This window comes from Lacticaseibacillus jixiensis (assembly GCF_042847315.1).
Taxonomy (GTDB): domain Bacteria; phylum Bacillota; class Bacilli; order Lactobacillales; family Lactobacillaceae; genus Lacticaseibacillus; species Lacticaseibacillus jixiensis.
The window spans coordinates 24,464-46,308 of record NZ_BAAFPR010000005.1; the positions used below are offsets into that span (position 1 = coordinate 24,464).

The following is a 21,845-nucleotide window of genomic DNA, read 5'->3' on the forward strand; positions in this document are numbered from 1 at the left end:
ATCTATGAAAATCGAAGAAGGCTACATGCCGTTTCGCGGCTTTAAAACATATTATCGCATCGTTGGGGAGAAGACCCCAGGCAAGGCACCGTTGTTGCTGATCCACGGCGGACCAGGCTCGTCACATAATTATTTTGAATTGATCGACGATTATGCAGCCACTGGTCGGCAGTTGATCATGTATGACCAAGTTGGTTGCGGCAAGTCTTCGCTGCCTGATGATGAAAGTATCTACGTCAAAGAAACTTGGGGCGATGAATTAGTCGCCTTGCGCAAGTATTTGCACCTTGACGAGATCCACATGCTTGGCCAGTCTTGGGGCGGGATGCTTGAGATGTATTACTTGACCCATTACGACCCGCAAGGCATCAAGAGTGTGATGATCGACGGCTCGCCAGCTTCGATCAGCTTGTGGACCAAGGAGCAGCACCGCTTGATCTCGTATTTGGATCGCGTTGATCAAGAAGCGATTGCCGAAGCAGAGCGCACCGGCGACTTTACCGGCGTTAAATACCTCGCGGCCAATGATCGCTACATGGAGCGTTATTGCTGGGATGACCCAACCCCGGCTTCACCAGAGCCGCTGCGCCGTGCCACTAATGGCAAGCGCGCCAGCTTGATTGCAGAAGGCCCTAACGAATTCACCGAAAACGGCACGATTTCTGATTTTGAGTTGACCGATGAACTGTACAAGATCCATGTGCCAACGCTGGTGACCAGCGGTACCGACGATTTGTGCACGCCGTTGATCGCCAAGTCTGTGGTCGATCACATTCCTGGCGCCAAGTGGCATTTGTTTGCCAACTCGCGGCATTTGGCCTTGCTTGACCAGCATGATGAGTTTATTCAAGTGCTGGATCAATGGCTTAACGCGAACGACTAACGCAATAAAAGAAGCCGGAGCTGATGTCTTAAACGCATCAGTTCCGGCTTCTTCTAGTATGTAGCAAATATTAACGGTTGCGTTTGGGCTGCTTCTTCTGCCGCCAATAGTGAATGGCGAAGGTGCCGATGAAAGCAACCAAGACGAAGATTGAAAAGAAGGTGTTGGAGACTTCGATCCCAATAGCCGGCACGCTTAAGCCTAACTTGAAAGCGATAAAGGCGATCAAGACATAAGCCATGTACAACAGTTCCGGGATCTTGTCGAGCAAGACGATCATGCCTTGGGCGACAAAGCGCATAGCCAAGATCCCGATCATCCCGCCGATCAAGACGATCACCGGATTGTTGTCGATGGCCAAAGCCGTCAAGATCGAGTCGATGGAGAAGACGAAATCCAAGAAGACGATCGCGGCCACCGTGCCCCAGAAGCTGCGGACCTTTTTGGGGGCGGCGCCTGCTTCAGTAGGTTTTGGCGCGTGTTGTTCCCAGAAGAAATGCAGCGACATCCATAGCAGATATGCGGCACCTAAAGCTTTGATGATCCAGAATTTGATCAAGAAGCTGCCTAGGCCAATGGCGATGAAGCGCAAGATATATGACCCCCACAAGCCCCACATCAAAGCGGAGTGTTCTTTCTTGGGGTCGCCGAGGCTGGAGGTCTGTGCCGCTAAGACGACGGCGTTATCGACGGACAATAGGCATTCCATGATCGCCAAAGTTAAGATCGTCATTAAGCCGGCGCCGGTCATAATGGCCGCATGCCAGTCGCTGGCGGAAAAGAATGGCGCGTAGAGTTTGATAAGCGTGTTGATAGTGGGGCCTCCTTCGATCGTGCTAAATTACATTATACTAAAATTTTGATTAAAAACAGTACCAAAATGCACAAAATTCGTACCGATAGATGAACATGCCATCGATGGCCGACTTCACCACAGCTTGAATCAGCATATCGTTAAGAATCAGGGCATAATTGTCGCGAATAGTTGGTGGCGTCAAGGACTGGCAGCGCGTAAAGTGGGAACTATATTGAAGAGGAGGAACCACCATGAGCTTAGGACAAAACATTGCAGCCGCGCGGCGCAAGGCGGGGCTGTCGCAGGAGCTGGTCGCGGCGGATCTGGGGGTGAGCCGGCAGACGATTTCCAAGTGGGAAACCGATGAGACCCTGCCGGATATCTACCAATCAAAGCAACTAGCCGATCTTTATGAATTGACATTGGATAAGCTGGTGAGCTTTGATATTGACGTTGATAAAATCGAACACACCATTATGCACACATCTGATGTTGCAGCGCAGAAGGTGGACTGGACTGCGCTGTGGGCCAAGAAATATCCTGTGTTGGCAAGTTACCCCGCGACAGTCGACACCCAAGCGTATGCCAGCGGGTTGCGCGATATGCTGGCGGCGCTGCGGCACGACTATAGCTACAGTCAACAAGACGCTTTGTTGGTGCTGAAGGATATTTTGGGCAAACAGGCCATTGCCGATTGACAGCCACCAGCAAAACTCTAGGGGTACGATTAATTTGCCAATAAGGCGCGAGCAGGGATTGCCTGCTTGAATGAGAATGATGAATAAGCAAATTTGGCTGGTTGTGTCGTTGTATCTGTTGCTGATCGTGGCTGCGGTGAGTCTTTTCGTGGCCAAGCCCGTCCACACGCTGTTGTTTATCATCGTCGCGGTTTGTGATCTGACTGCACTGATGTTGGAAATCACTGGCGACCAGACGAAGTAAAGGCAGCACAAGCATCTGCTGAGGATGCTTATTTTTTTGCGTTAAAAGTATCGTCACTAAAACTCATTGGTTATTGTTTGACACCAAGAAGGCCGTTTCGTTATGCTTAAATTAGGGAAAAGGTTGTCATACCGGGATTTAGTTGAGCCGGTATAGCAAGCTGCTCTCTGCTGCAATGTTATTTTATCGTAGTCAAGGAGGTGGAGAAGATGCTACACATGATTTGGGTATTGATCGTTGGCGCAGTGATTGGCGTGATCGGACAGTTGATCGTCGGTCGGGATATGCCAGGCGGCTGGATCGGTAACATCGTGGCCGGTTTGGTAGGTGCTTGGATCGGCGGGTCCCTGCTTGGCAGCTGGGGGCCAGTCGTTGGCGGCATGGCGATTTTGCCAGCCATCATCGGCGCCGTGGTCTTGGTATTCGTGGTGTCACTGGTATTAGGCATGTTAGGCAAGAGCCGCAGTGCAAGTTGAGGAGGCAGCATCATGCGACCGATTACTAAGCTCGGACTCGGCTTTGTGGCGGTGCTTGGCTTGTTGCAAGCGGCGCTAGTGGCGTTATGGTTCTGGCCAGTGGCCGGGTTCTTACGCTGGTATGGGCCATTGCGGTATGTGATGTTGGGCTTGACGGCTGTGGTGGCCGTGGTGTTTGTGGTGATGTTGTTGGTGGCGATTTTCCGCCGGCCAACCACTAACCACTTGCGCATGCCCAACGCGCGCGGCGAATTAGCCTTGAGCAAAGATGCCGTCGCAAACACGGTGGCCAAAGCCGTCGCCCAAGAACATGCTGTTAAAGGCGTGGATGTGGACGTGGCAATGCACCAACGCCGCCAAGAAGCCAGTGTCAATGTTGAAGCATACAGTCTCAGCAACGTCGACTTGAAAGAAGAAGGCAAGCGAATCGAAGCCACCGTGATCCAGAAGGTGACAGAATTACTCGGCGTGTCGGTGAAGAAGGTCAAAGTGGTGCTGCACCCGGCGCAACACGCTGACCGCACCGTCAAAGCCTTGTAGTCAAGGAGTGATGATGATGCATAAAGGGCTCATCGGCGCGATCCTCGGGGCAGTATTGGCCGCCGCCATTCTCCAATGGGGATTAGGCGGTGCACTGTTGGTGATCGTGCTGGCTGCGGCAGGTTATGCGGCTGAGTCCTTCATCCGAGCCAATCAAGGCCTCTTGACTGGCTGGTTGAGAGACGGCCAACGCCGCTTGAAAGATCGCTAGTTGGTTTGACCCTAAAGGAGGTGGCGAAGTGCAAGAAACCATGACCTCTGACGTACAAACCCTTAAAGCCAACAGTCGCTTGAGTTTTGATGATTATGTCCTGCAGAAAATCGCAGGAATTTGTGCTCAGCAAGTCGATGGGATCTTATCGATGGACGGCAACGTGATCGATAAAGTCTCAGAAACCTTGGGCCGTGACGAACGGATCACCAAGGGGATCAAAGTCGACGTCGGCGAGCAACAAGTGATCATCGAAATGACTGTGGTGATCGAATATGACGTCGATGCGCAGGTGATTTTTGACATGCTGTGCACCAAGGTCAAAGCCGCGGTCAAGCACATGACCGGCTTGGAGTTAGTGACCTTGAACCTGCATGTCAGCGATGTGTTGACGCGCTCAGAATGGCAGAAATTGAACCGTTAGAACGACTGAGGAGGCAATAATGGACAACAAGCAATTACACCAAAACACCCAGCCGCAACATGACGAAACAATGAAGCAAAATGACGACATCAAGAAGCAGCTGCAATTCGATGACAATGTGGTCCAGAAAATCGTGGGCAAAACAGCCAGCGAAGTCGATGGGGTCTTAGATCTGCATGGCAATATCTTGTCAGACGTGGCAGATCGTTTCCGCAATACGGATAACCTCAAAAAAGGGGTATCGGTGTCGATTGAAGACGACAAGCGCGTGACGGTGGCGTTGGATGCGGTGATGAAATATGGCACCAAGGCACCGGAAGTGTTTGATCAGGTAACTGATGCGATTTGCAAGAACGTCAAGGAAATGACCGGCATGGATGTGACAGAAGTGAAGTTAGTGGTTAAAGACATGCTCACTGATGAAGAAGTGCAGGCCCAACAAGACGCGGATAAAGACACCAAGCAAGAAGAAGCCAAGACGCCGCAGCCACAAATGAGTTAAGTGAAACACCCTTGCGTAAACATTTGCGCAAGGGTGTTTTGTGGTGAAGCCAGGCGGTGCCTATACGGGCCGGAAACGCCATCTGGCGGCCGCATTGGGCTCCGGTCAGATGGCGTGGAACGGGGTGGGCGGCGTCAGAGCTAACTCGACAACTCCGCTGCGCTGCGCCTGTCGAGTGGATCTCTGACGCGCGCCTTGTTCTAAGCGCCTCCGCGCGTTGCGCTACGACGCTAAGAACAACGACACCCCTGACGCCATCTGCCCTCCGCCCAATGTGGCCGCCAGATGTCGTTTCCTTCGAAGTGGGATCCAGACTATGCAGATATCGGTTGACGTTGCGCAGAAAACTTTCTAGCGTTTCATGAGATGGATGAGTGTTACTGAGCATTATGGGCAAAGGCATACGTTCTTGAAAGGGTTCTGATACAGCCGATTGCTGTTGCTGACTTGTGTCGGTCTCAGTGCTTCGTCATTAATCGCAGTGAACTAAGCCTAACCAGTTGTTCTTATTGGATCACTTCATGGGAAGCGTCGGACGTACTGAATTAATTGAGTTTACGTCCAGCATGTTGGTTTAATCATTCTTGATCGATGACAGTGAATGCTGAAACGTACTTTGGAAGAAATGGCGACCGGGGGCGGCTGGGGCGGAGGCCAAATGGCGTCAGGGGTGTCGTTCTTCTTGGCAACGGAGCGCGTAGCGCGGAGGCGCCTAGAAGAAGGCGCGTGGCAGAGATCCACTTTGCAACGAAGCGCAGCGCAGGCGCAAAGTTAGCTCTGCCGCCGCCCACCCCGTTCCACGCCATTTGGCCGTAGTCCCAGCCGCCCCCGGTCGCCATTTCTGGCCCCTTATGTCAAAGTGACAATCGTCAGTCCTAAGCCGGATATTACACTGGAACAATTGTAATTCAGGCGGCGAGGCATTATGCTAAGCTAAAAGTAAAATTCTTGATAAAAATTGAAGGAGCACACACTTTTGGGGAAACAAGCAAAACGCGTGAGTCTGGCAGGGATGCTGATCACTATCGGGATCGTCTATGGCGATATCGGGACCAGCCCACTGTATGTTATGAATGCCATCATCGGCGACGCTGGAAGCGTCGGCGCCGTGCGGCCGGACTATGTCATCGGCTCAGTGTCGTTGATTTTCTGGACCTTGATGTTATTGACGACCATTAAGTACGTGCTGATCGCTATGAAAGCCGATAACCATGGTGAAGGCGGGATCTTTGCGCTGTTCGCCTTGGTGCGCCATCGCGGCCGGTGGCTGGCGGTGCCGGCTTTAGTCGGCGGCGCGGCGTTGTTGGCCGATGGCACCTTGACGCCGGCGGTGACGGTCACTTCAGCGGTTGAAGGGCTCAAAGGGCAGCATTTTGGCAATTGGACATTTAGCGACTCGCAGCTGGTGGTGATGGTGATCGCCACGGTGATCATCTTCGGCATCTTCTTGATCCAGAAGTTCGGCACCGCCAGCATCGGCAAGCTGTTTGGGCCGGTGATGCTGGTGTGGTTCTCGTTCATGGCGGTGGCTGGGTTGTTGCATCTGTCCACTAACTTGAGCATCTTAAAGGCCTTGTCACCAACTTATGCCGTGGCGATTTTGTTTAGCCCGGACAATAAGGTGGGCATTTTCTTATTAGGCAGTATCTTCTTGGCGACGACTGGGGCTGAGGCGTTGTACTCGGACATGGGCCACGTCGGCAAAGGCAACATCTATCGCACCTGGCCGTTTGTGTATTTGGCATTGATGCTCAATTACTTCGGCCAAGGCGCCTGGTTGCTGCAACACGCCCAAGATGCGGCGTATCGCAACTTAACGACGATCAACCCGTTTTATCAAATGCTGCCAAGCGGCTTTCGGCCGGTGGCCATTGTTTTGGCGACATTGGCGGCGATCATTGCCAGCCAGGCGTTGATCACCGGGTCCTTTACCTTGGTCAACGAAGCGGTGGGCTTGAAGTTCCTGCCCAAAATGCGCATCAAACACCCTAACGACACCCGCAGCCAGATCTATATTGGCTTGATCAACTGGTTCTTGTGTGCCGTGACCTTAGGCGTGGTGTGGTTCTTCAAGACTTCAGAGCATATGGAAGCCGCTTATGGTTTGGCCATCACGGTCACCATGTTGATGACGACGCTGTTGCTGTTTGAATTTCTTTCTGCGCGCGGCTCCAGATTGCGGGCCAGCTTGATTGCCGGGTTCTTCGGCGTGATCGAAGCGATTTTCTTGGTGGCCAGCCTCACCAAATTCATCAAAGGCGGCTATGTCACCTTGGTGATCATGTTGGTGATTTTGGGGATCATGGTGGTGTGGTATTTCGGCAACAAGTTCCGCGAACAATATCAAGACGAATCCGAATATGTGGTATTAACGGATTATGTTGATCAGTTGCAGGCGTTAGCTGATGATGACGAGTACCCGCTGTTGACCACCAATTTGGTGTACATGACCAAGGTCAAATCCGGCTATCGGCTTAAGCGCACCACGATGTATTCGATTTTGGATAAACAGCCCAAGCGCGCGCAGGTTTATTGGTTTGTCACGGTTAATGAAACTGACACGCCTTGGGACATTCGCTACACGGTGGACATGTTAGGCACTGACAATGTGGTATCCGTCCAGTTGTATCTGGGCTTCCGCCGCTCACAACACGTCAATGTCTACATTCGCCAGATCATTAACGACTTGTTGGATGTGCATGCCATCAAGCCGCAAGCGCCAACGTATTCCACCATGAAGAACCGCCGCGTTGGGGATTTTCAATTCGTCATCATCGGCGAACGCTCAGCCGGACTCATGGCCGCCAGCAACATTCCCAATTGGCAAAAGCGCATCATTTCCGGCCGTTTGTGGATGCAAAATATCACCACCACTCCGGCGCAATGGTATGGCTTGGAATTTGCCAATGTGATCGAAGAAACAGTGCCGCTGTTTATCACCAGTCCGATCCAGCCGCACTTCCGCGTTGGTGAAATCAAGAATACCAAGAAAGGGCCCAAAGCATGAGTGCACAACAAGACTTAGCCGCGATCATCGCCCAAGCCGCCCAAGATCCGGCGGTGGCGGCAATTGGTACCGAAGGCGCGTTGAATGATGTTGCACTTCAGGCCGACGAATGGTCGGATCTGGATGTGACCATTTTCGTCAAAACCGACGCAACGATCGATAAGCAGGCGTACATCACCGCTTTTGGTGCGCCGGTGATCGTGCAGCACTTGTTGAACCAAGACATGTTTGGCCCAAGTTCCGCGATTTGGGACACCTATCTGGTGCGCTACGCCAAAACCCAGCGCATCGATTGGAAATTCGCACCAGCAGCAGACATTGACGCATACTTGGCATCTGACAGCTTGAACACCTTGGTGTGGCAAGCTGGCATAGGCGCCGTAACGCCGCGGGCTACTAGCGCTCAAACCCACGCCGTGCAGCTGCCAACAGCTGAAGAATTCGCAGATAGTGTCAATGAATTGTTGTGGTGTGCCGGCAATGTCGCTAAAGGCTTGCACCGTCAGCAATTGCTTTATGCCAATGAAATGCTCAACTTGCATGTGCGCTCAGAATTATTGCGCTTATTGGCTTGGCAAGTGGCGCTTGATCATAGCGACTTTGATGCAGGTGCTTGTTACAAGCACCTGCCAGAAGCCCTTGAACGCAACCAGCGGCAAATGTTGGCTAACAGCTATGCGCAAGCCAGCTTGGCGGATACCGCACACAGCTTAGCGCAGGTCTTGGACCTGGCTGAAGCTGCTAGCGTCGCTGTGGCCAATGGCTGTGGGTATCCGGTGCCAAGTGAACTGGTACCAGCTTTGGCACAACTGCGTGATTGGTTGGGCTAGAGTTGCCTGGCATAAGTAGCAGGCGTGGGAGAAATACATTAAAAACACCAATGATCGCCAAGGTAAGTGACATATTTTAGATAGCGAAGGCTCGTGGGGGCAGCAGGTCGGTCAGGCTGTGAAACGTGTGCTGGCTAGGAAGACTCGCGTCGACGCAAGCGCAGCGCAGCGAGATGTGAGGCTTCCCAGCCTGCACACGCGGCAAGTTTCAAGACCCGCGTTGAGCGCAGCGAGGCGGGGCTTGAAACTTAGTCGTAAAACGCGCGTACTTTGCGCGGTTGAAGACGGCCGCACCGCCTGCGCCGACCTGCTGCCCCCACGAGCCGGCACCGCACTGAATTCCCGGCCTGCCAAGCTTTCTGCAAAAACTTTGACGAGATACTAAGAGACGCGTCATACTGAACTCACCATAAAGGAGGGGTCAGTATGACGCGTCTTTCATTAATCGTTCCCATGTATCAACTTGGCAAGTACCTGGCACCGATGTTGCAAACGGTAGCGGATCAAACCGCTGAATTCGAACTGTGGCTCGTTGACGACGGCTCAAGCGATGATACCTTAGCCCAAGCGCAGCGTTTTGTCGCTGGCATCCCCAACTGGCATGCCGAAGCTTTGCCGCATCACTCAGGCATCGGGGCCGCGCGCAACTTTGGTCTTGAACAAGCGACTGGCGACATTGTGGCTTTTGTTGACGGCGATGACCGTTTGGCGGCCGATTATGTTGAAACGATGTACACCGGCTTCACCATGCAGCCGCAAGTGGCGGCGGTAACTGTCGGCTATCAATGGTGGGGCGGCGGCGCCCCGCGCCACGGCCGCTGGCAGCAGCTGGATCAGCGCACGATGTTTGAACAAGTCAGCCATCACGGCACTCAAGTCGGCGGCTATGTGTGGAACAAGGCTTTTGCGCGGACGGCCATTGGGGCGCTGCGCTTTGATGAACAGTTGGCCATTGCCGAAGATTACTGGTTCACGGCGAGTTTTGTGGCGGCAAATGCTGGCAGCTATTGGTTTGAGCCGACTTTGCGCTACACCAAAGTGACGCGCCCCAACAGTACGATCCATTCGGCAACTTGGGGGATGCGGGCGCAAGAAGATGAGGTTTTTGCCAAGATCAGCCGCTTAGGCGAACATTTGAATAATGGCCACGACCACGATCGGCACCACTAACGCCGGTAAGAGGTTAAGGGTTTTGATCGGCTTGAGACCGAGAATCGAAATGCCGCTGGCTAAGATCAACACGCCGCCGACAATGGACAATTCGGTGAGCATGCTATTGGAAATCGAACCGGCTAACAGCTTGGCTAGCAAGTAGATGCTGCCTTGCCAGCAGAACAACACCGGCGCCGCGGCGATCATGCCGATGCCAAAACTTGCCGCCAACACCGTGGATGTCACTGCATCCAGCATGCCGTTGGTCAACAACATGGTGATGTCGCCTTTGAGCGCTGCGGTGATCGGCCCGACAATCGACAAGGTGCCGATGCAATAGAGCAGAATGCCTGTGGCTAAGCCTTGCGCTAATCCTGCTTGGCCTTTGAAGCGGGCCAATAAGGCGCTGAAGCGGTCATCTAGGCGCAAGCTGCTGCCGATGAAGGCGCCAATGGCGAGACTGGCGATGAACAATACCGGATATTTGCTGGCGCTCATGTGGCTGAGCGTGGTGTTTAAGCCAATGACGATCACCGCCAAGCCTAATGCCTGCATCAACATGTCATGGGTGCTGGCTTTGAGTCCGCGTTTGAACAGCGCGCCTAAAGTTGAACCTAAGATGATCATTGCGGTGTTAAAAATTGTGCCTAGCATAAGCCGCCTCCAATTACAGATAAGCTAACTTTACCATAAGTGGGCCGGTTGCGTTGAGGTGGATCTTGAGTTGGCAGATGCCAGATGAGTGGTTAAGCTGCGCAAAGCCGAACAATGCGCAGCTTTTTTGACGGGTGACAAGAAGTTATCCGGATTTTGTGCATTAGCACTTCCAATCTGAACTGGATTCTTCTACAATTAGGGGCACGCAGAAAGGGGCCTGTCATGTCAGCACAACCTAGTGTCATCATTAGCCAAGACTTGTCCGGCATCGGGCAAGTCTCCATGGGCGTGGCGTTGCCGTTGCTGGCCGCCATGGATTATGCGCCTTACATTCTGCCGACTGCGCTGTTGTCGACGCACACTGGCGGCTTAGGCGCTAACACGTATCTGGACTTGGCTGATCAAATGCCGGCGATCTTGGCGCATTGGCAAACGTTAAACCTAAAACCCAGCGGCTTGCTGCTTGGCTATCTGGGCCAGCATGCGTTGACGCAATGGCGCCAGGCACTGCCGACGTTTGCAGCCGTGCCTGTGCGGGTGATCGATCCGGTGATGGGCGATCATGGCCAGTTGTATCAAGGCTTTGATCACGATTATGTCGCTGCCATGCAAGATTTGGTGCGTCAAGCCACAGTGATCACGCCTAACGCCACAGAAGCGCAGTTATTGTTGGACCAAACGCCAACTGACGCGCGCTTAACGCCGCATGCTGCCTATGAGTTGGTGCAAGCGTTAGTGGCCCGCTATCAAGTGGCGGTGGTGCTGACCGGAGTGGCAATTGCGCCAAAAGGGTTAGCAATCGTGGGCCAAGTGGTTGGCCAAACGCCTTGGCTGCAAGAAGTCCAGGCGCAGCCAGGGCATTACTTTGGCACCGGGGACATTTTCGCCAGTGTCTTGTGCGGGGCGTTGATGCGGCGCTGGTCGCTGCGTGCGGCCAGCGACTTGGCGCAGCAGTTCGTGGGCATGGGCATTGCCCGTACCAGGGCACAAGCAAGCGACGTGCGCTTTGGCGTCAACTATATGGCCGCGCTGCCTTGGCTGTTGGGCCAACTGGATCCACGTTAGAAGAACTATATTGAAGGAGAGTAAATGATGCAACGTCATTCAAATTTACGCAAACTGATCCTGACGGGTTTGTTTGCAGCAATTATTTTTATTGGGATCTCGCTGTTGCGGATCCCGCTGCCGGCTTTAGTCGGCAAGCCATTTATTCATTTTGGCAACACGTTGATGGTTTTGGCCATTTTGTTTCTAGGCGGGCCTTATGGGTTCGTGGCTTCGGCCATTGGCTTAGGCGGCTTTGACTTGCTTAACGGTTACGCCGCCACCAGTTGGCTGACGGTGTTGGAATGCGCGGTGATGGCGGTAGTCGTCTCCAGCTTGTTCAAAGCTTTGCGCGATAAGCAGGGGTTGTTAGGCACCAAGCAAATCGTGACGATCTCGGTGCTGGCTGGGATCACCAAGGTCATCACCTCGTATTTGGTGACGGTGGTGGAAGCGCTGATGGTGGGCACCAGCTTCAATGTTGCTGTCGTTGCAGCTTCTTTAGCTTGCTGAGTGCGGCGATCAATGCCGTGTCCTTGGCGATCATCGTGCCGATTCTGTATTTTGCCTTGCGCGGCGCTTTTAAGCGTGTGTTGCAGTAACGAATACTAAAAGCGCCCCATTCACCGAAAGTTTGGTGGATGGGGCGCTTTGATTTTCTTGGCCGAAGTTGACGATCTTGCTGTCTTTAATCTGAATGCCAGCCGTCTTTAACGGCCTGCACGGAGCGGTGTGTTCACAGCACACCGCTCTTTTTATGCCCTCATGATATCACAGCGTGCGGCACGAATCCAAATGACAAAAGCGTGTGCGCCACGCTAAATATTAATCGTTGATATGCTGCATCCCAGCAATCGTCGGGCCGTTGCCTAATAGCCACGGGATCATCCGCGGCGGCAACGCCAAGTCTTCGGCTTGGCTGCGACTGGTGATGGTAAAATGCAATTGATCAGCTTCACCGGCTGCCAGCTTCTTGGCAAAATCCGGCTCGGTGACGATCGCATGCGACATCGCCACTAAATCACCATATTCCAAGCCGGCTTGCGCTTGCGCCAAATCAGTAGCACCTGGCACATAGATAAACGCCGCGCGAGAAGCGATGGCGTCGCGCAGCGCTTGACCATCAGTGGGTTCAGTGGCGTGAATATAGGTGATGCCAGCAGTGCATAATTGATCGACTAACTTTAAGGTATCGGCAATGGTGTAGCCCACGCCATCTGCGTGGGTTTCACTTTGGGTCAGCCGATAGCCGATCACGGCGTCGGGTTTGCCAACTGCTTGAGCCGCAGCTTTAACCGCAGCCAATACCGCCAAAGCAAATGCCGGCCCGGCGGCAAATTTGCCACTACGATGGTTGGAGTAAGGGGAGAAGAATTGCTGAATCAAATGGCCATAAGCGCCATGTAATTCCACGCCGTCAAAGCCGGCTTGCAAGGCGCGCTTGGCCGCTTGCGCAAAGCGGCCAATGACAGCTTCAACGTCGGCGTCGCTTAGCTCGGTCACTGGGTGATCGAGTTGATGGAAACTTTTGGCGCTGGGGCCGACGCATTTGCCGAATTTCTGATATGCGATATTAGCGTTGACGCCGGCGTGATATAACTGGGCGATCGCCACGCTGCCGTGAGCATGGCAAGCCTTTGCCAACTTGGTTAAGCCAGGCAATTTACTATCGTCATCTAAGGCTAATTGGTAAGAGAACTTCTCGCCTAGCGGATCAACTAAGCCGGCGCCGGTGATCAACATGCCGGCCGCTTGGCTGCGCCGGCGGTAATACGCGATATCGGCATCGGTTTCGGTGCCATTGACCGTGGCGCCTTTGGTGGTAGTAGGCGCCATGACGATGCGGTTTGGCAAGGTGATATTTTTGGTGAGTGGGAATGGATCGAGTAATTGTGGCATAAAGACACCTCCTGTGGTTCATTTTACCGCGACAATTGCGATAAGGGACTTGTTTTGTGCGAATAATGCGGTACGTTATTAGCAAACGCACTATTTAGGAGGACTTATGGACTGGACGACGATCAAGTGGCTCATTTCGGCGATCATACTGTTGAACACGATCGGCGCGATCATCACCGTATTTCGCGAGAAGCGCGATATTGCCGCGACTTGGGCATGGCTGTTGGTGTTAAACTTCCTGCCGGTGATCGGGTTCTTGTTGTATGCGTTCTTGGGCCGCAAATTGACCCATCAACAATTGACCAAGATCCGTTCGCAGCCTAATGCCGAATTAACTGAAGCGCTGCGGCAACAACAAGCCGCTATTCCGCCTTATGCACCAAGCGACACGCATGATGTGGCCTCGGTGAAGAATATGGTCACCTTGTTTCAAGACATCAATTCGGCCTTCGTCACCAACAACAACCAAACTGCCATTTTCACCGATGGCAATGAATTGTTTGCCGATATGCAACAAGAGATCCGCCATGCCAAACATCATGTGTATGTCGAGTTCTATACGTTCTATGCCGATCAGCTGGGAGCCGAGATCTTAGCGACCTTGACGGCAAAAGCCAAAGATGGTGTCGATGTGCGGGTGTTGTATGATTCTTGGGGGTCAATGGGGGCTTCGGCGCGCTTTTTTCAACCGCTGCGCGATGCCGGCGGGTATGCAGAGCCGTTCTTAGGCGTGCGCTCCAACAAGCTGAACTTCCGCTTGAACTTCCGCAACCACCGCAAGAGTGTGGTGATCGACGGCTGGACCGGCTATATCGGCGGGTTTAATATTGGCGATCAATATGTTGGCCGCGATAAGAAGTTCGGCTATTGGCGCGACACGCATCTGAAGCTGGAAGGCGATGCGGCCTTGGCGCTGCAGCAGCATTTTATTCAAGATTGGGACGCGACGGTCACCGACCATCAGCTGGATGTTAACCAGACGCATTGGCCTAAAGATGATCCAGGCTTTGGCGACACGCTGATGCAGATTGTTACTTCCGGGCCGAACAATGACTTGGAACAAATTAAGCTAGGTTATTTGCGCTTGATCAACTCGGCGCGGGAGCACTTGTATATCCAATCGCCTTATTTGATCCCTGATGACTCGGTGTTAGACGCTTTGCGCACCGCGATCCACGCCGGCGTTGACGTGCGCATCATGGTGCCGCATATGCCGGATCACGCCTTTGTCTACCGCGCGACGCAGTATTACGCGCGGCAATTGGCCAATGACGGGGCGAAGATCTATTTCTATCAGAAAGGCTTCTTGCATGCCAAAACGGTCACCATCGATGACACGATTTCGTCCATCGGTTCGGCGAATATGGATTTTCGCAGCTTCAAGCTGAACTTCGAAGCCAACGCCTTCATCTACAGCAGCGACGTGGCCAAACAGCTGCATGAGATCTTCTTGAATGATATCGAAGATTCAACCTTGATCACGCCGGCGGACTTTGCGAATATGTCTTGGTGGCTGCGCTTTAAGCAAGCGTTCTCGCGCTTGTTGTCACCGATCTTGTAATTAAGGTATACTACAAGCATAATGCGAGGAGGAGACATGTGAAAATCACTCACAAACAATTGATCAAATATGCTGTGATCGCTGCGGTGTTTCTGGTGTGCTTGATTTATCCAGCTCAATTGGCGCAAGGCTTTCACGCGGTGTTTAGCATCGCGTTGCCGCTAGTGTTAGGCGGGGCGTTGGCTTTTTGTATCAATTTATTATGTGTGCGCTTGGAGAAACATTTCTGGCCGCATGCCACTCACGCTTGGGCGCAGAAATTGCGGCGGCCGCTGGCGATTTTGGTGTCAGTGGTGTTGATTTTGGTGATCATTGCAGGCGTCTTGTACTTGGTATTGCCGCAGTTTATCGCAGCCATCGATGGCTTCTTCTCCAGCTTGCCGCAAACGCTTAAAGCACTCAACAAGTGGCTGACTAAATCCGATCAAGCCAATGCCTTGACCAAGCAGCTGGCCAGCGCCAAAATCGACTGGGCCAGCTTGCAGTCAAAGATTATGAAGTATGTTTCCAGCGGCGTGTCTGGGCTGTTCTCCAGCTCGATTTCGCTGTTTGGCAATGTGGCATCGGGGATCTTTAACTTCATCTTGTCGTTCACCTTTGCCATTTATTTGGTCAGCGGCAAAGAGCGCATCGCCGGCAAGCTCAATCGGGTGTGTGATGCTTTCTTCCCGCACCGTTTGATGCAGCGCGTGCGCTATGTGTTGGATGTGGCCAATCAAATGTTTGCCAGCTTCATTGTCGGCCAAGTCACCGAAGCATTCATTCTAGGCACCTTGTGTGCGTTGGGGATGTTGTTGTTCCGCTTCCCCAACGCCGTGTCGATCGGCGCGTTGATCGGTATGACCGCCTTGATTCCGATGGTAGGTTCTTTCATCGGCGGGGCAGTGGGCTTCGTGTTGATCGCGGTGTCGAGTCCGATGCAAGCGGTGTTGTTCATCATCTATCTGGTGTGCTTGCAACAAATCGAAGGCAACTTGATTTATCCGCGCGTCGTTGGCGGCTCCATCGGCTTGCCAGGGATCTTGGTCTTAACGGCGATCACGATCGGTTCCGGTCTTGGCGGCATCATCGGAATGCTGTTAGGGGTGCCGCTGATGGCGACGATTTATCGCTTGGTGCGCAATGCCACTTGGCGTAAAGAAGGCAAACTCGAATAACGAACAAAACCGCCAATCCACCAGCTTCGATGCCGGTGGGTTGGCGGTTTTGTGCTGCGAAGTCACTTCAGCAAGGTTTTCGCCATCGGATATTTTGCTGCATTCGAGCCGTCCGAAAAAAGCGACGGCTGCGTCGATCGATCAGCCTAAATTGCGTAAAATGATGAGAGGACATCTCATGGTTTTGTTATGGATTGGGGGTCTCTTTGGCAATGGCGGTTGAACCGATTCAGCTGACAAGGCGTTGGCAGAAGACATTGGTATACCTGCAATGAGCTGCGATTCTTGGCATGATTGAGCATGGTGCATCACTGATAATAAAGAATAGGGCATGTTGCATTATTTTGAATCACTTTAATGTGAATGATAAGAGTTCAATGAGGAAACTTATTGATTTTAAACGTCGGTAAACGCTTTCCCTGTGTTATGCTAGAAGCATAAGGAAGGGGCGAGGACGATGACAGATATCACGAAACAGGCCCGTAAGCAGCTCATGAATGTGATCGAACCGGTACTCGGCGAAGATGTGGTCCGCCTAGGGCTGATCAATAAGGTAGAAGTGTTTGATGACGGCAGTTGTGTCGTTACCATGCCGGATTCCGTTTGGGGTCGGCCGCTTCAACCGGCAGTTGGCGAGCAGATCTCAGATAAGCTGCGCGAATTGCCTGGCGTCGATCAAGTGACCATCAACATGATCTGGCCACCGGTACGCTTAGTGATGAAGCTCAAAGCCTTGCTCAACGGCGAAGCGTAAGCGTGCGCTTCAAGCAAAATAAATCCCGCTGCCCTCTAAAACTGGGGACAGCGGGATTTTTTGTCGTTAGTGAGTTGGCGCAAGTCAGCTAACAGCGGGCTGCTTCGCTCTGGTCGTCGAGCTGCGCTGAGCAACGCGATTGTAGGTAAGCTGTCCCGAGTCCATGGCAAAGCCCGCCATTGACTCAGGCCAGCTTACCCACATCGCTAAACCCGCTCAGCTCCGCTTTGGTATCGTCGAGCTGCGTGGCGCAACGCGGGTACAATTAGCTACGCCCCCGCACTCGCGGCAAGGTACGCCGCAAGCACGAGGGCTAGGCTAATTGACCCGCTAACAGCGCGCCACTCCGCTTTGGTTAGTCGTGCAAAGTGAATTGTAATTGCATGCGTGGGGCGGCAAGTTTGACCATTTCGCCTAAGAGATGGGTGGCTTGTTTCATGGCCACTTGAGCCATTTGCTCGTTGACTTGGGTGAGGTATTCAGCCGGGTCAGCTAAGTCTTTGGCTTGGGCATCAGCAGCGTGTTGCAGCTTGCGGCAAGCGGCGACGGTGTTTTGTTCGAAGAGGTCTTCTTGATCTTCAAACAAGTTGAAGTCGTAATCGCCGAATGTTGCCATCAAGTAAGTCAGCCAATACATGCTGCTTGGATCAAACTCAGTGGTCGTGTCGCGATAAGCTGCTGGCGTGTCGTTGACGTTGGCGTAGAATGGCACGACGGCGTTGAAGGTGTTGGGACCAAAGGCTAACCAGTGCACGCCTTTTAATGCTTTAGGCTGGTCGGAGCGGATCTGCAGGATGTGCAGTTCCTGGTTGCGGTTGATGCCGATCGGCCGAAATTGCTTGCGTTGGGCTTCAGTGCCGGTGCCGTAAACATCATATGGCGTGTTTTGGTAGTGAGAAGATTCGATGAACTTCACGTCTTCAATCGAGATCAAGCGGTTGGCATGGCAGATGAATGGCAAGTCTTGATCGATCGGGGATTGCTCAACGTCTGGTGTGAGGTATTTCTGGCCAAACCAAGCCCGCGGGTTGTTGTAGCGGGTGTCTTTAGGCGTTGCCGAGCCAAAAATGTGGCGCAAGTTGTAGCCTTTGCGGTCTGGGTTGAGGTGGTTGTCATCGATCAGCTGTTTCAGATCCGCAGAACACATGGTGTCATCGGAATCAAAGTCAAACCAGTCGATGTTGAAGCGGTTGGGGGCGATCACATACGCGTCGTCTGGGATGCGCACAGCAGCCCAGTGGTGGCCGCCAATCGTGTCAAAATACCACACTTCATCTTCATCAGAAAAGGCGATCCCGTTAGTTTCATAGGTGCCATACTTTTCATGCAACGCTCCAAGGCGTGCGACGCCTTCTTTAGCAGAGCGAATGTATGGCAAGGTGATAGCGGTAAGGTCCTCTTCACCGATGCCGTCTTTGACCAAAGGATCTAAGCCAAGAATACGAGAATTAGTGGTGGTGGTTTCCGTGGCGGTCATGGCGACGTTCTCGCTGTTGATGCCGGCAGCACACCAGAAGCCATGTGCTTCTTCAACATCTGGTGTCGCGGTGTAGCGCAACGGATCATCAGGCAAGTCGATATGGAACTTGCTTAATTTGGCTTGGTAATGGCGCGGCTGGTCTTTGGGCTGTACCAAGGCGAACTTCTCGAAGTTTAAAGGCGCATAGCCGTCTTCGTTGCGAGCGATGATGGTCGAGCCGTCGATTGACGCTTTCTTGCCAACTAATACGGTGGTGCAAGATCCATGATGATATTCTGTCACAATGCTCAGTCCTTTTATCTAAGATAGTTTCATTGTAGTCCAACCAACAAGAGCGGCGCAAAACGATTTTAGCAAACCAAAGCGCAGCGGCCCGCACTTGGCGGTGGATATAAGGCGAGATGACGCCAACATCACAATTGCCCAATATCATCGCGTCTAAATTGATCTTGTGCCGCGCAGTGACGGCATAAGCAAGAATTGCGACAGGCCACGACAGGTTTGGATGGTGGCAATAGCGCAGATTGCGGGTTATAATAGCTCTAATACGCAGGTGTATGATCAGGAGGTGGACAACATGGACGAAACATTCAAAGACAAAGCACTTGAAACGCTTGAACAGGTGATCGATCCGGAGTTAGGCGTCGATATCGTGGACTTAGGCTTGATCTATGATGTCAAGTTAGATGACAACGGAGTATGTACAGTGAAGATGACCTTGACGATCATGGGGTGCCCGCTGTCAGATATGCTGTCAGAAGATATCGAAAGCACCTTGATGCACTTGGATGAAGTCGAATCTGTCAAGATCGACTTAGTTTGGGAACCAGCGTGGTCGGTCGATAATTTGTCGCGTCAAGCCAAGATCATGCTCGGCATTCACTAAATCGCACCATCAAGCGTGCCGTTTTGAAATTTCTCAACCAAAAAGGTCAACTGTCACCGAAGCGAATTTCGGTGGCAGTTGACCTTTTTGGTTGATGCTTATAAATTCTCAGTTTGCAGTGGTACCGGCTGGCCGAAGTAATAGCCTTGAACATAGGTGCAAGCATGCAGGTCCTGCAAATACGCAATGTCGTCTAAGGATTCGACGCCGGCCACATCAAAGCGCTTGTGGCTGGTTTCGGCACGCTTGGCCCAAAATGCCAGCCGATCGCGCAAGTCCGCGTCGTCGTTGAACATGCGCAGATTCTGCAAGCCAAACTTATAGCTGGTCACATAAGGGGTCATGGCTTCGACCAGCCCAGGCAAGTTATTCCCAGAACCGACGTCATCGATGCATACCGAGATCCCGGCGGCAAAGAAAGCCTTGGCCGCTTCGATGATCCTGGTGTTGTCGATGGTGGGATCATGGCGTTCCGTCAGCTCAACTGTCAACTGGATCGGGGTGCTGGCTTGCACATGCGAAACCATCGCCAAATATTGCGGGTCCACAAAATGCACGCGCTCCAAATTGAAAGAAACCGCGGTGATGGTCGCAGGCATGACCTGCAAGGCCTGTTGTAATAAGACTTCAAACTGCTCTGACGGCAGCTTCGTGAAGTCTTCTGGCAACAGCCATTGCCCGTTGTGATGCCGCCGAATCAGCAGCTCATAGCCAACAGCGTTAGCATCTAAAGCGGATAATAAGAATTTCGGTTGTCCATAGAACGTATCCATGATTATGGTCCCCCGTGAAACAGACTGCATTACCATTAAGCATGACAATCTTAACCCACCAGTTACAGCCGGTCAATTCCAATTAATAACTGTCACGACCTGCAAAACGATTGGTCTATACCGTAGCCTTTTGCATTGGCTTATTTCATCGCTAATGTGGCGATCGCCACCAAGGTTTCGGCCAGCTTGCCCATTGCTTCCAATGACACGGCTTCATATGGCCCGTGGAAGTTGATCCCGCCGTTAAACAAATTCGGGGTTGGCAAGCCTTGGTAGGTGATCTTCGACCCATCAGTGCCGCCGCGAAACGGGACGATCTGCGGCGTCAAGCCCACTTGGCGAATCGCCGCTTCAGCCAAATGCACCGGCGTCATGTCTTTGGCGATGATGTCGGCCATGTTGTAATATTGATCACTCATCGTATAAGTGATCCTTGGGCTAGCATAAGCGGCGTTAAGCGCCTTGATGGCCGCCACGAACTGTGCCTTGCGCGCCAAGAAATGGTCATGGTCAAAATCGCGAATGATATACACTGCTCGGGCGTGGGCCACGGTGCCATCAAGTTGCAACAACAAGTTGAACCCTTCGCGCTCGGCAGTATATTCCGGTCGTTCAAGCGCTGGCAAGGCTTGATCTAAGGCAATCGCCAAGCTTAAGGCGTTGACCATCAAGCCTTTGGCCTCGCCAGGATGGACCGAGACGCCTTGGATCGTGACTTCAGCTTGCGCGGCGTTGAAGGTTTCATATTCAATGTCACCTAAGTTGCCGTTGTCCAAAGTATAAGCAAAATCCGCAGCAAATCCTGGCACATCGAAGCGATCAGCGCCGCGCCCGATTTCTTCATCTGGGCCAAAAGCCAGCTTCACCGCGCCGTGTTGCAGTGCCGGTTGCGCTTGTAAAGCACGAATGGCGGCGATCGCTGCAGCAATGCCGGCTTTATCATCGACGCCAAGCAGCGTTGTGCCGTCGCCGGTGATCAAAGTCTGGCCGAAATACTGCTTGAGCGCTGGAAAATCTTCAACAGTCAGCTTCAACCCATTGGCCCATTGAATGTTTTCGCCTTGGTAATGGGGATGCAGCTGGGGATGGACTGCGTCAGCGTTGTAATCGGCAGTATCCAAATGCGCGATGAAGCCGATCGTCGGGGCCTTCTTGGTCGTGTTGGCTGGCAAAGTCGCAGTGACATAACCGTTGTTGGGATTTAACTGAACAGCTTGTAAGCCCATGGCCGTGAGTTGTGCGACTAACATTTTGGCCAGCACAGTTTGGCCTGAAGTCGTCGGCACGCGGTTGATTGCGGCGTGTTCGTCGCTTCTGGTGTTGATTTGAACGTAGCGCAAGAAATCAGCTTGCAGTGCAGGTAATGCAATTGCCATCGCGGCCTCCTAATACACAGCACCGTCATAGACTTGATGGTGGATCTGGGCGAAGTTGAAGTTTGTCAAGTCTGCAACATGGATCACAACAGTGGCGCCGATGGCCGGCATCAGATTCAAATCGGTGGTGTTGTCATCCGGCAGTACCAATACCACCGGCTTGTGCAAGCCATAGGCATAACCTAACTCCCATAACACGCCAGGATCTGAATTCAGCGGTGTGGGGTCATATAAAGCGATCACGATATCAGAAGCATTGATGCCGGCGACATCCGATGCGAAGGTGCCCAGCTGCCATTCGGTGTTGGCCAATAAATCCGGATGGCTTTCAAGCGTCCAATCACGATAAGCGTGCTCTTGCGGGCGAAACGAATTCTCCCAATCTAAGCTGATATTGGCTTGTAATTTAGGGGTGGCGGCGGCGAGTAAGGCAAGTTGAGCTGGATTGAACCAACTTTCAGCGAGATAGGCAGTTTTCATGAGGAGCTCCTTTGA

Annotated in this window: 23 protein-coding genes and 1 pseudogene; 17 read left to right on the forward strand and 7 right to left on the reverse strand. The window is 52.6% G+C overall.

Annotated elements, in window-relative coordinates; genetic code table 11:
- Positions 1–4: 4 nt before the first annotated feature.
- On the forward strand, positions 5–883 hold the full coding sequence (pepI, locus tag ACGG90_RS04310; RefSeq protein ID WP_390406310.1) for a proline iminopeptidase: 879 nt from the start codon (positions 5–7) through the stop codon (positions 881–883).
- 70 nt (positions 884–953) lie between these two features.
- On the opposite strand, the gene ACGG90_RS04315 is transcribed toward pepI, so the two are convergent.
- Positions 954–1,697 carry a TerC family protein gene (locus ACGG90_RS04315; RefSeq protein ID WP_390406628.1) on the reverse strand — a complete coding sequence of 248 codons (744 nt, stop codon included), beginning with the start codon at positions 1,695–1,697 and terminating at the stop codon, positions 954–956.
- Between the two features lie 233 nt (positions 1,698–1,930).
- On the opposite strand from ACGG90_RS04315, the gene ACGG90_RS04320 reads away from it, so the two are divergent.
- From ACGG90_RS04320 to ACGG90_RS04365, 10 genes are all read left to right on the forward strand, one after another.
- The gene (locus ACGG90_RS04320; protein ID WP_390406312.1) at positions 1,931–2,377 is read left to right on the forward strand and encodes a helix-turn-helix transcriptional regulator; all 447 of its coding nucleotides are present in this window, start codon (positions 1,931–1,933) and stop codon (positions 2,375–2,377) included.
- A gap of 79 nt (positions 2,378–2,456) precedes the next feature.
- The gene (locus ACGG90_RS04325; protein ID WP_390406314.1) at positions 2,457–2,621 is read left to right on the forward strand and encodes a hypothetical protein; all 165 of its coding nucleotides are present in this window, start codon (positions 2,457–2,459) and stop codon (positions 2,619–2,621) included.
- A gap of 209 nt (positions 2,622–2,830) precedes the next feature.
- Positions 2,831–3,097 carry a GlsB/YeaQ/YmgE family stress response membrane protein gene (locus ACGG90_RS04330; protein ID WP_390406316.1) on the forward strand — a complete coding sequence of 89 codons (267 nt, stop codon included), beginning with the start codon at positions 2,831–2,833 and terminating at the stop codon, positions 3,095–3,097.
- A gap of 12 nt (positions 3,098–3,109) precedes the next feature.
- On the forward strand, positions 3,110–3,637 hold the full coding sequence (amaP, locus tag ACGG90_RS04335; RefSeq protein WP_390406319.1) for an alkaline shock response membrane anchor protein AmaP: 528 nt from the start codon (positions 3,110–3,112) through the stop codon (positions 3,635–3,637).
- Between the two features lie 16 nt (positions 3,638–3,653).
- Entirely contained in the window at positions 3,654–3,848 is a 195-nt protein-coding gene (locus ACGG90_RS04340; RefSeq protein ID WP_390406322.1) for a hypothetical protein, read from the forward strand.
- Between the two features lie 40 nt (positions 3,849–3,888).
- The gene (locus ACGG90_RS04345) at positions 3,889–4,272 is read left to right on the forward strand and encodes an Asp23/Gls24 family envelope stress response protein (RefSeq protein WP_390406631.1); all 384 of its coding nucleotides are present in this window, start codon (positions 3,889–3,891) and stop codon (positions 4,270–4,272) included.
- A gap of 19 nt (positions 4,273–4,291) precedes the next feature.
- Positions 4,292–4,774, forward strand: coding sequence for an Asp23/Gls24 family envelope stress response protein (locus ACGG90_RS04350; protein ID WP_390406324.1), 483 nt, complete (start codon positions 4,292–4,294; stop codon positions 4,772–4,774).
- Between the two features lie 1,012 nt (positions 4,775–5,786).
- Positions 5,787–7,781: a KUP/HAK/KT family potassium transporter gene (locus ACGG90_RS04355; protein WP_390406634.1), complete on the forward strand. Its 1,995-nt coding sequence runs from the start codon at positions 5,787–5,789 to the stop codon at positions 7,779–7,781.
- Entirely contained in the window at positions 7,778–8,611 is an 834-nt protein-coding gene (locus ACGG90_RS04360) for an aminoglycoside 6-adenylyltransferase (RefSeq protein WP_390406327.1), read from the forward strand. Before ACGG90_RS04355 ends, ACGG90_RS04360 begins: the two co-directional genes overlap by 4 nt.
- A gap of 426 nt (positions 8,612–9,037) precedes the next feature.
- Entirely contained in the window at positions 9,038–9,781 is a 744-nt protein-coding gene (locus ACGG90_RS04365) for a glycosyltransferase family 2 protein (protein WP_390406330.1), read from the forward strand.
- Here the strand turns inward: ACGG90_RS04365 and ACGG90_RS04370 are convergent.
- Positions 9,734–10,417 (reverse strand): DUF554 domain-containing protein, encoded by a 684-nt coding sequence (locus ACGG90_RS04370; protein ID WP_390406332.1) that lies wholly within the window; start codon positions 10,415–10,417, stop codon positions 9,734–9,736. The two genes, ACGG90_RS04365 and ACGG90_RS04370, sit on opposite strands and share 48 nt — an antisense overlap.
- A gap of 225 nt (positions 10,418–10,642) precedes the next feature.
- Here ACGG90_RS04370 and ACGG90_RS04375 point away from each other — a divergent pair, with 225 nt between their 5' ends.
- Positions 10,643–11,485: a PfkB family carbohydrate kinase gene (locus tag ACGG90_RS04375; RefSeq protein WP_390406334.1), complete on the forward strand. Its 843-nt coding sequence runs from the start codon at positions 10,643–10,645 to the stop codon at positions 11,483–11,485.
- Between the two features lie 24 nt (positions 11,486–11,509).
- Positions 11,510–12,066 (forward strand): annotated as a pseudogene (locus ACGG90_RS04380) (ECF transporter S component).
- A 223-nt stretch (positions 12,067–12,289) separates the two neighbouring features.
- Here the strand turns inward: ACGG90_RS04380 and ACGG90_RS04385 are convergent.
- Complete coding sequence (locus ACGG90_RS04385; protein WP_390406336.1) at positions 12,290–13,363, reverse strand: oxidoreductase; 1,074 nt, start codon at positions 13,361–13,363, stop codon at positions 12,290–12,292.
- Positions 13,364–13,469: 106 nt separating this feature from the next.
- On the opposite strand from ACGG90_RS04385, the gene cls reads away from it, so the two are divergent.
- The 3 genes from cls to ACGG90_RS04400 all read left to right on the forward strand — a co-directional run bounded on the left by cls (position 13,470) and on the right by ACGG90_RS04400 (position 16,835).
- Positions 13,470–14,924, forward strand: coding sequence for a cardiolipin synthase (gene cls, locus ACGG90_RS04390; protein WP_390406339.1), 1,455 nt, complete (start codon positions 13,470–13,472; stop codon positions 14,922–14,924).
- 38 nt (positions 14,925–14,962) lie between these two features.
- Complete coding sequence (locus tag ACGG90_RS04395) at positions 14,963–16,081, forward strand: AI-2E family transporter (RefSeq protein WP_390406341.1); 1,119 nt, start codon at positions 14,963–14,965, stop codon at positions 16,079–16,081.
- Positions 16,082–16,538: 457 nt separating this feature from the next.
- Entirely contained in the window at positions 16,539–16,835 is a 297-nt protein-coding gene (locus ACGG90_RS04400; RefSeq protein ID WP_390406343.1) for an iron-sulfur cluster assembly protein, read from the forward strand.
- 355 nt (positions 16,836–17,190) lie between these two features.
- Here the strand turns inward: ACGG90_RS04400 and ACGG90_RS04405 are convergent, their stop codons facing one another.
- Positions 17,191–18,597, reverse strand: a complete 1,407-nt coding sequence (locus tag ACGG90_RS04405; RefSeq protein WP_390406346.1) for a C69 family dipeptidase — start codon at positions 18,595–18,597, stop codon at positions 17,191–17,193.
- Positions 18,598–18,892: 295 nt separating this feature from the next.
- Here ACGG90_RS04405 and ACGG90_RS04410 point away from each other — a divergent pair, with 295 nt between their 5' ends.
- Positions 18,893–19,201 (forward strand): metal-sulfur cluster assembly factor, encoded by a 309-nt coding sequence (locus ACGG90_RS04410; protein WP_390406348.1) that lies wholly within the window; start codon positions 18,893–18,895, stop codon positions 19,199–19,201.
- Positions 19,202–19,299: 98 nt separating this feature from the next.
- On the opposite strand, the gene ACGG90_RS04415 is transcribed toward ACGG90_RS04410, so the two are convergent.
- From ACGG90_RS04415 to ACGG90_RS04425, 3 genes are all read right to left on the reverse strand, one after another.
- Positions 19,300–19,974: an EAL domain-containing protein gene (locus tag ACGG90_RS04415; protein WP_390406350.1), complete on the reverse strand. Its 675-nt coding sequence runs from the start codon at positions 19,972–19,974 to the stop codon at positions 19,300–19,302.
- A 140-nt stretch (positions 19,975–20,114) separates the two neighbouring features.
- Positions 20,115–21,350 (reverse strand): peptidase T, encoded by a 1,236-nt coding sequence (pepT, locus tag ACGG90_RS04420; protein ID WP_390406352.1) that lies wholly within the window; start codon positions 21,348–21,350, stop codon positions 20,115–20,117.
- 9 nt (positions 21,351–21,359) lie between these two features.
- The gene (locus ACGG90_RS04425; protein ID WP_390406354.1) at positions 21,360–21,830 is read right to left on the reverse strand and encodes a nucleoside 2-deoxyribosyltransferase; all 471 of its coding nucleotides are present in this window, start codon (positions 21,828–21,830) and stop codon (positions 21,360–21,362) included.
- Between the last annotated feature and the right edge of the window lie 15 nt (positions 21,831–21,845).

Excerpts from the sequence above, each read along its gene's own strand:
- pepI (WP_390406310.1), top strand. The coding sequence starts at position 5 with ATGAAAATCGAAGAAGGCTACATGCCGTTTCGCGGCTTTAAAACATAT.
- ACGG90_RS04320 (WP_390406312.1), top strand. The coding sequence starts at position 1,931 with ATGAGCTTAGGACAAAACATTGCAGCCGCGCGGCGCAAGGCGGGGCTG.
- ACGG90_RS04325 (WP_390406314.1), top strand. The coding sequence starts at position 2,457 with ATGAATAAGCAAATTTGGCTGGTTGTGTCGTTGTATCTGTTGCTGATC.
- ACGG90_RS04330 (WP_390406316.1), top strand. The coding sequence starts at position 2,831 with ATGCTACACATGATTTGGGTATTGATCGTTGGCGCAGTGATTGGCGTG.
- amaP (WP_390406319.1), top strand. The coding sequence starts at position 3,110 with ATGCGACCGATTACTAAGCTCGGACTCGGCTTTGTGGCGGTGCTTGGC.
- ACGG90_RS04340 (WP_390406322.1), top strand. The coding sequence starts at position 3,654 with ATGCATAAAGGGCTCATCGGCGCGATCCTCGGGGCAGTATTGGCCGCC.
- ACGG90_RS04345 (WP_390406631.1), top strand. The coding sequence starts at position 3,889 with ATGACCTCTGACGTACAAACCCTTAAAGCCAACAGTCGCTTGAGTTTT.
- ACGG90_RS04350 (WP_390406324.1), top strand. The coding sequence starts at position 4,292 with ATGGACAACAAGCAATTACACCAAAACACCCAGCCGCAACATGACGAA.
- ACGG90_RS04355 (WP_390406634.1), top strand. The coding sequence starts at position 5,787 with ATGCTGATCACTATCGGGATCGTCTATGGCGATATCGGGACCAGCCCA.
- ACGG90_RS04360 (WP_390406327.1), top strand. The coding sequence starts at position 7,778 with ATGAGTGCACAACAAGACTTAGCCGCGATCATCGCCCAAGCCGCCCAA.
- ACGG90_RS04365 (WP_390406330.1), top strand. The coding sequence starts at position 9,038 with ATGACGCGTCTTTCATTAATCGTTCCCATGTATCAACTTGGCAAGTAC.
- ACGG90_RS04370 (WP_390406332.1), bottom strand. The coding sequence starts at position 10,417 with ATGCTAGGCACAATTTTTAACACCGCAATGATCATCTTAGGTTCAACT.
- ACGG90_RS04375 (WP_390406334.1), top strand. The coding sequence starts at position 10,643 with ATGTCAGCACAACCTAGTGTCATCATTAGCCAAGACTTGTCCGGCATC.
- ACGG90_RS04385 (WP_390406336.1), bottom strand. The coding sequence starts at position 13,363 with ATGCCACAATTACTCGATCCATTCCCACTCACCAAAAATATCACCTTG.
- cls (WP_390406339.1), top strand. The coding sequence starts at position 13,470 with ATGGACTGGACGACGATCAAGTGGCTCATTTCGGCGATCATACTGTTG.
- ACGG90_RS04400 (WP_390406343.1), top strand. The coding sequence starts at position 16,539 with ATGACAGATATCACGAAACAGGCCCGTAAGCAGCTCATGAATGTGATC.
- ACGG90_RS04410 (WP_390406348.1), top strand. The coding sequence starts at position 18,893 with ATGGACGAAACATTCAAAGACAAAGCACTTGAAACGCTTGAACAGGTG.
- ACGG90_RS04415 (WP_390406350.1), bottom strand. The coding sequence starts at position 19,974 with ATGGATACGTTCTATGGACAACCGAAATTCTTATTATCCGCTTTAGAT.
- pepT (WP_390406352.1), bottom strand. The coding sequence starts at position 21,350 with ATGGCAATTGCATTACCTGCACTGCAAGCTGATTTCTTGCGCTACGTT.
- ACGG90_RS04425 (WP_390406354.1), bottom strand. The coding sequence starts at position 21,830 with ATGAAAACTGCCTATCTCGCTGAAAGTTGGTTCAATCCAGCTCAACTT.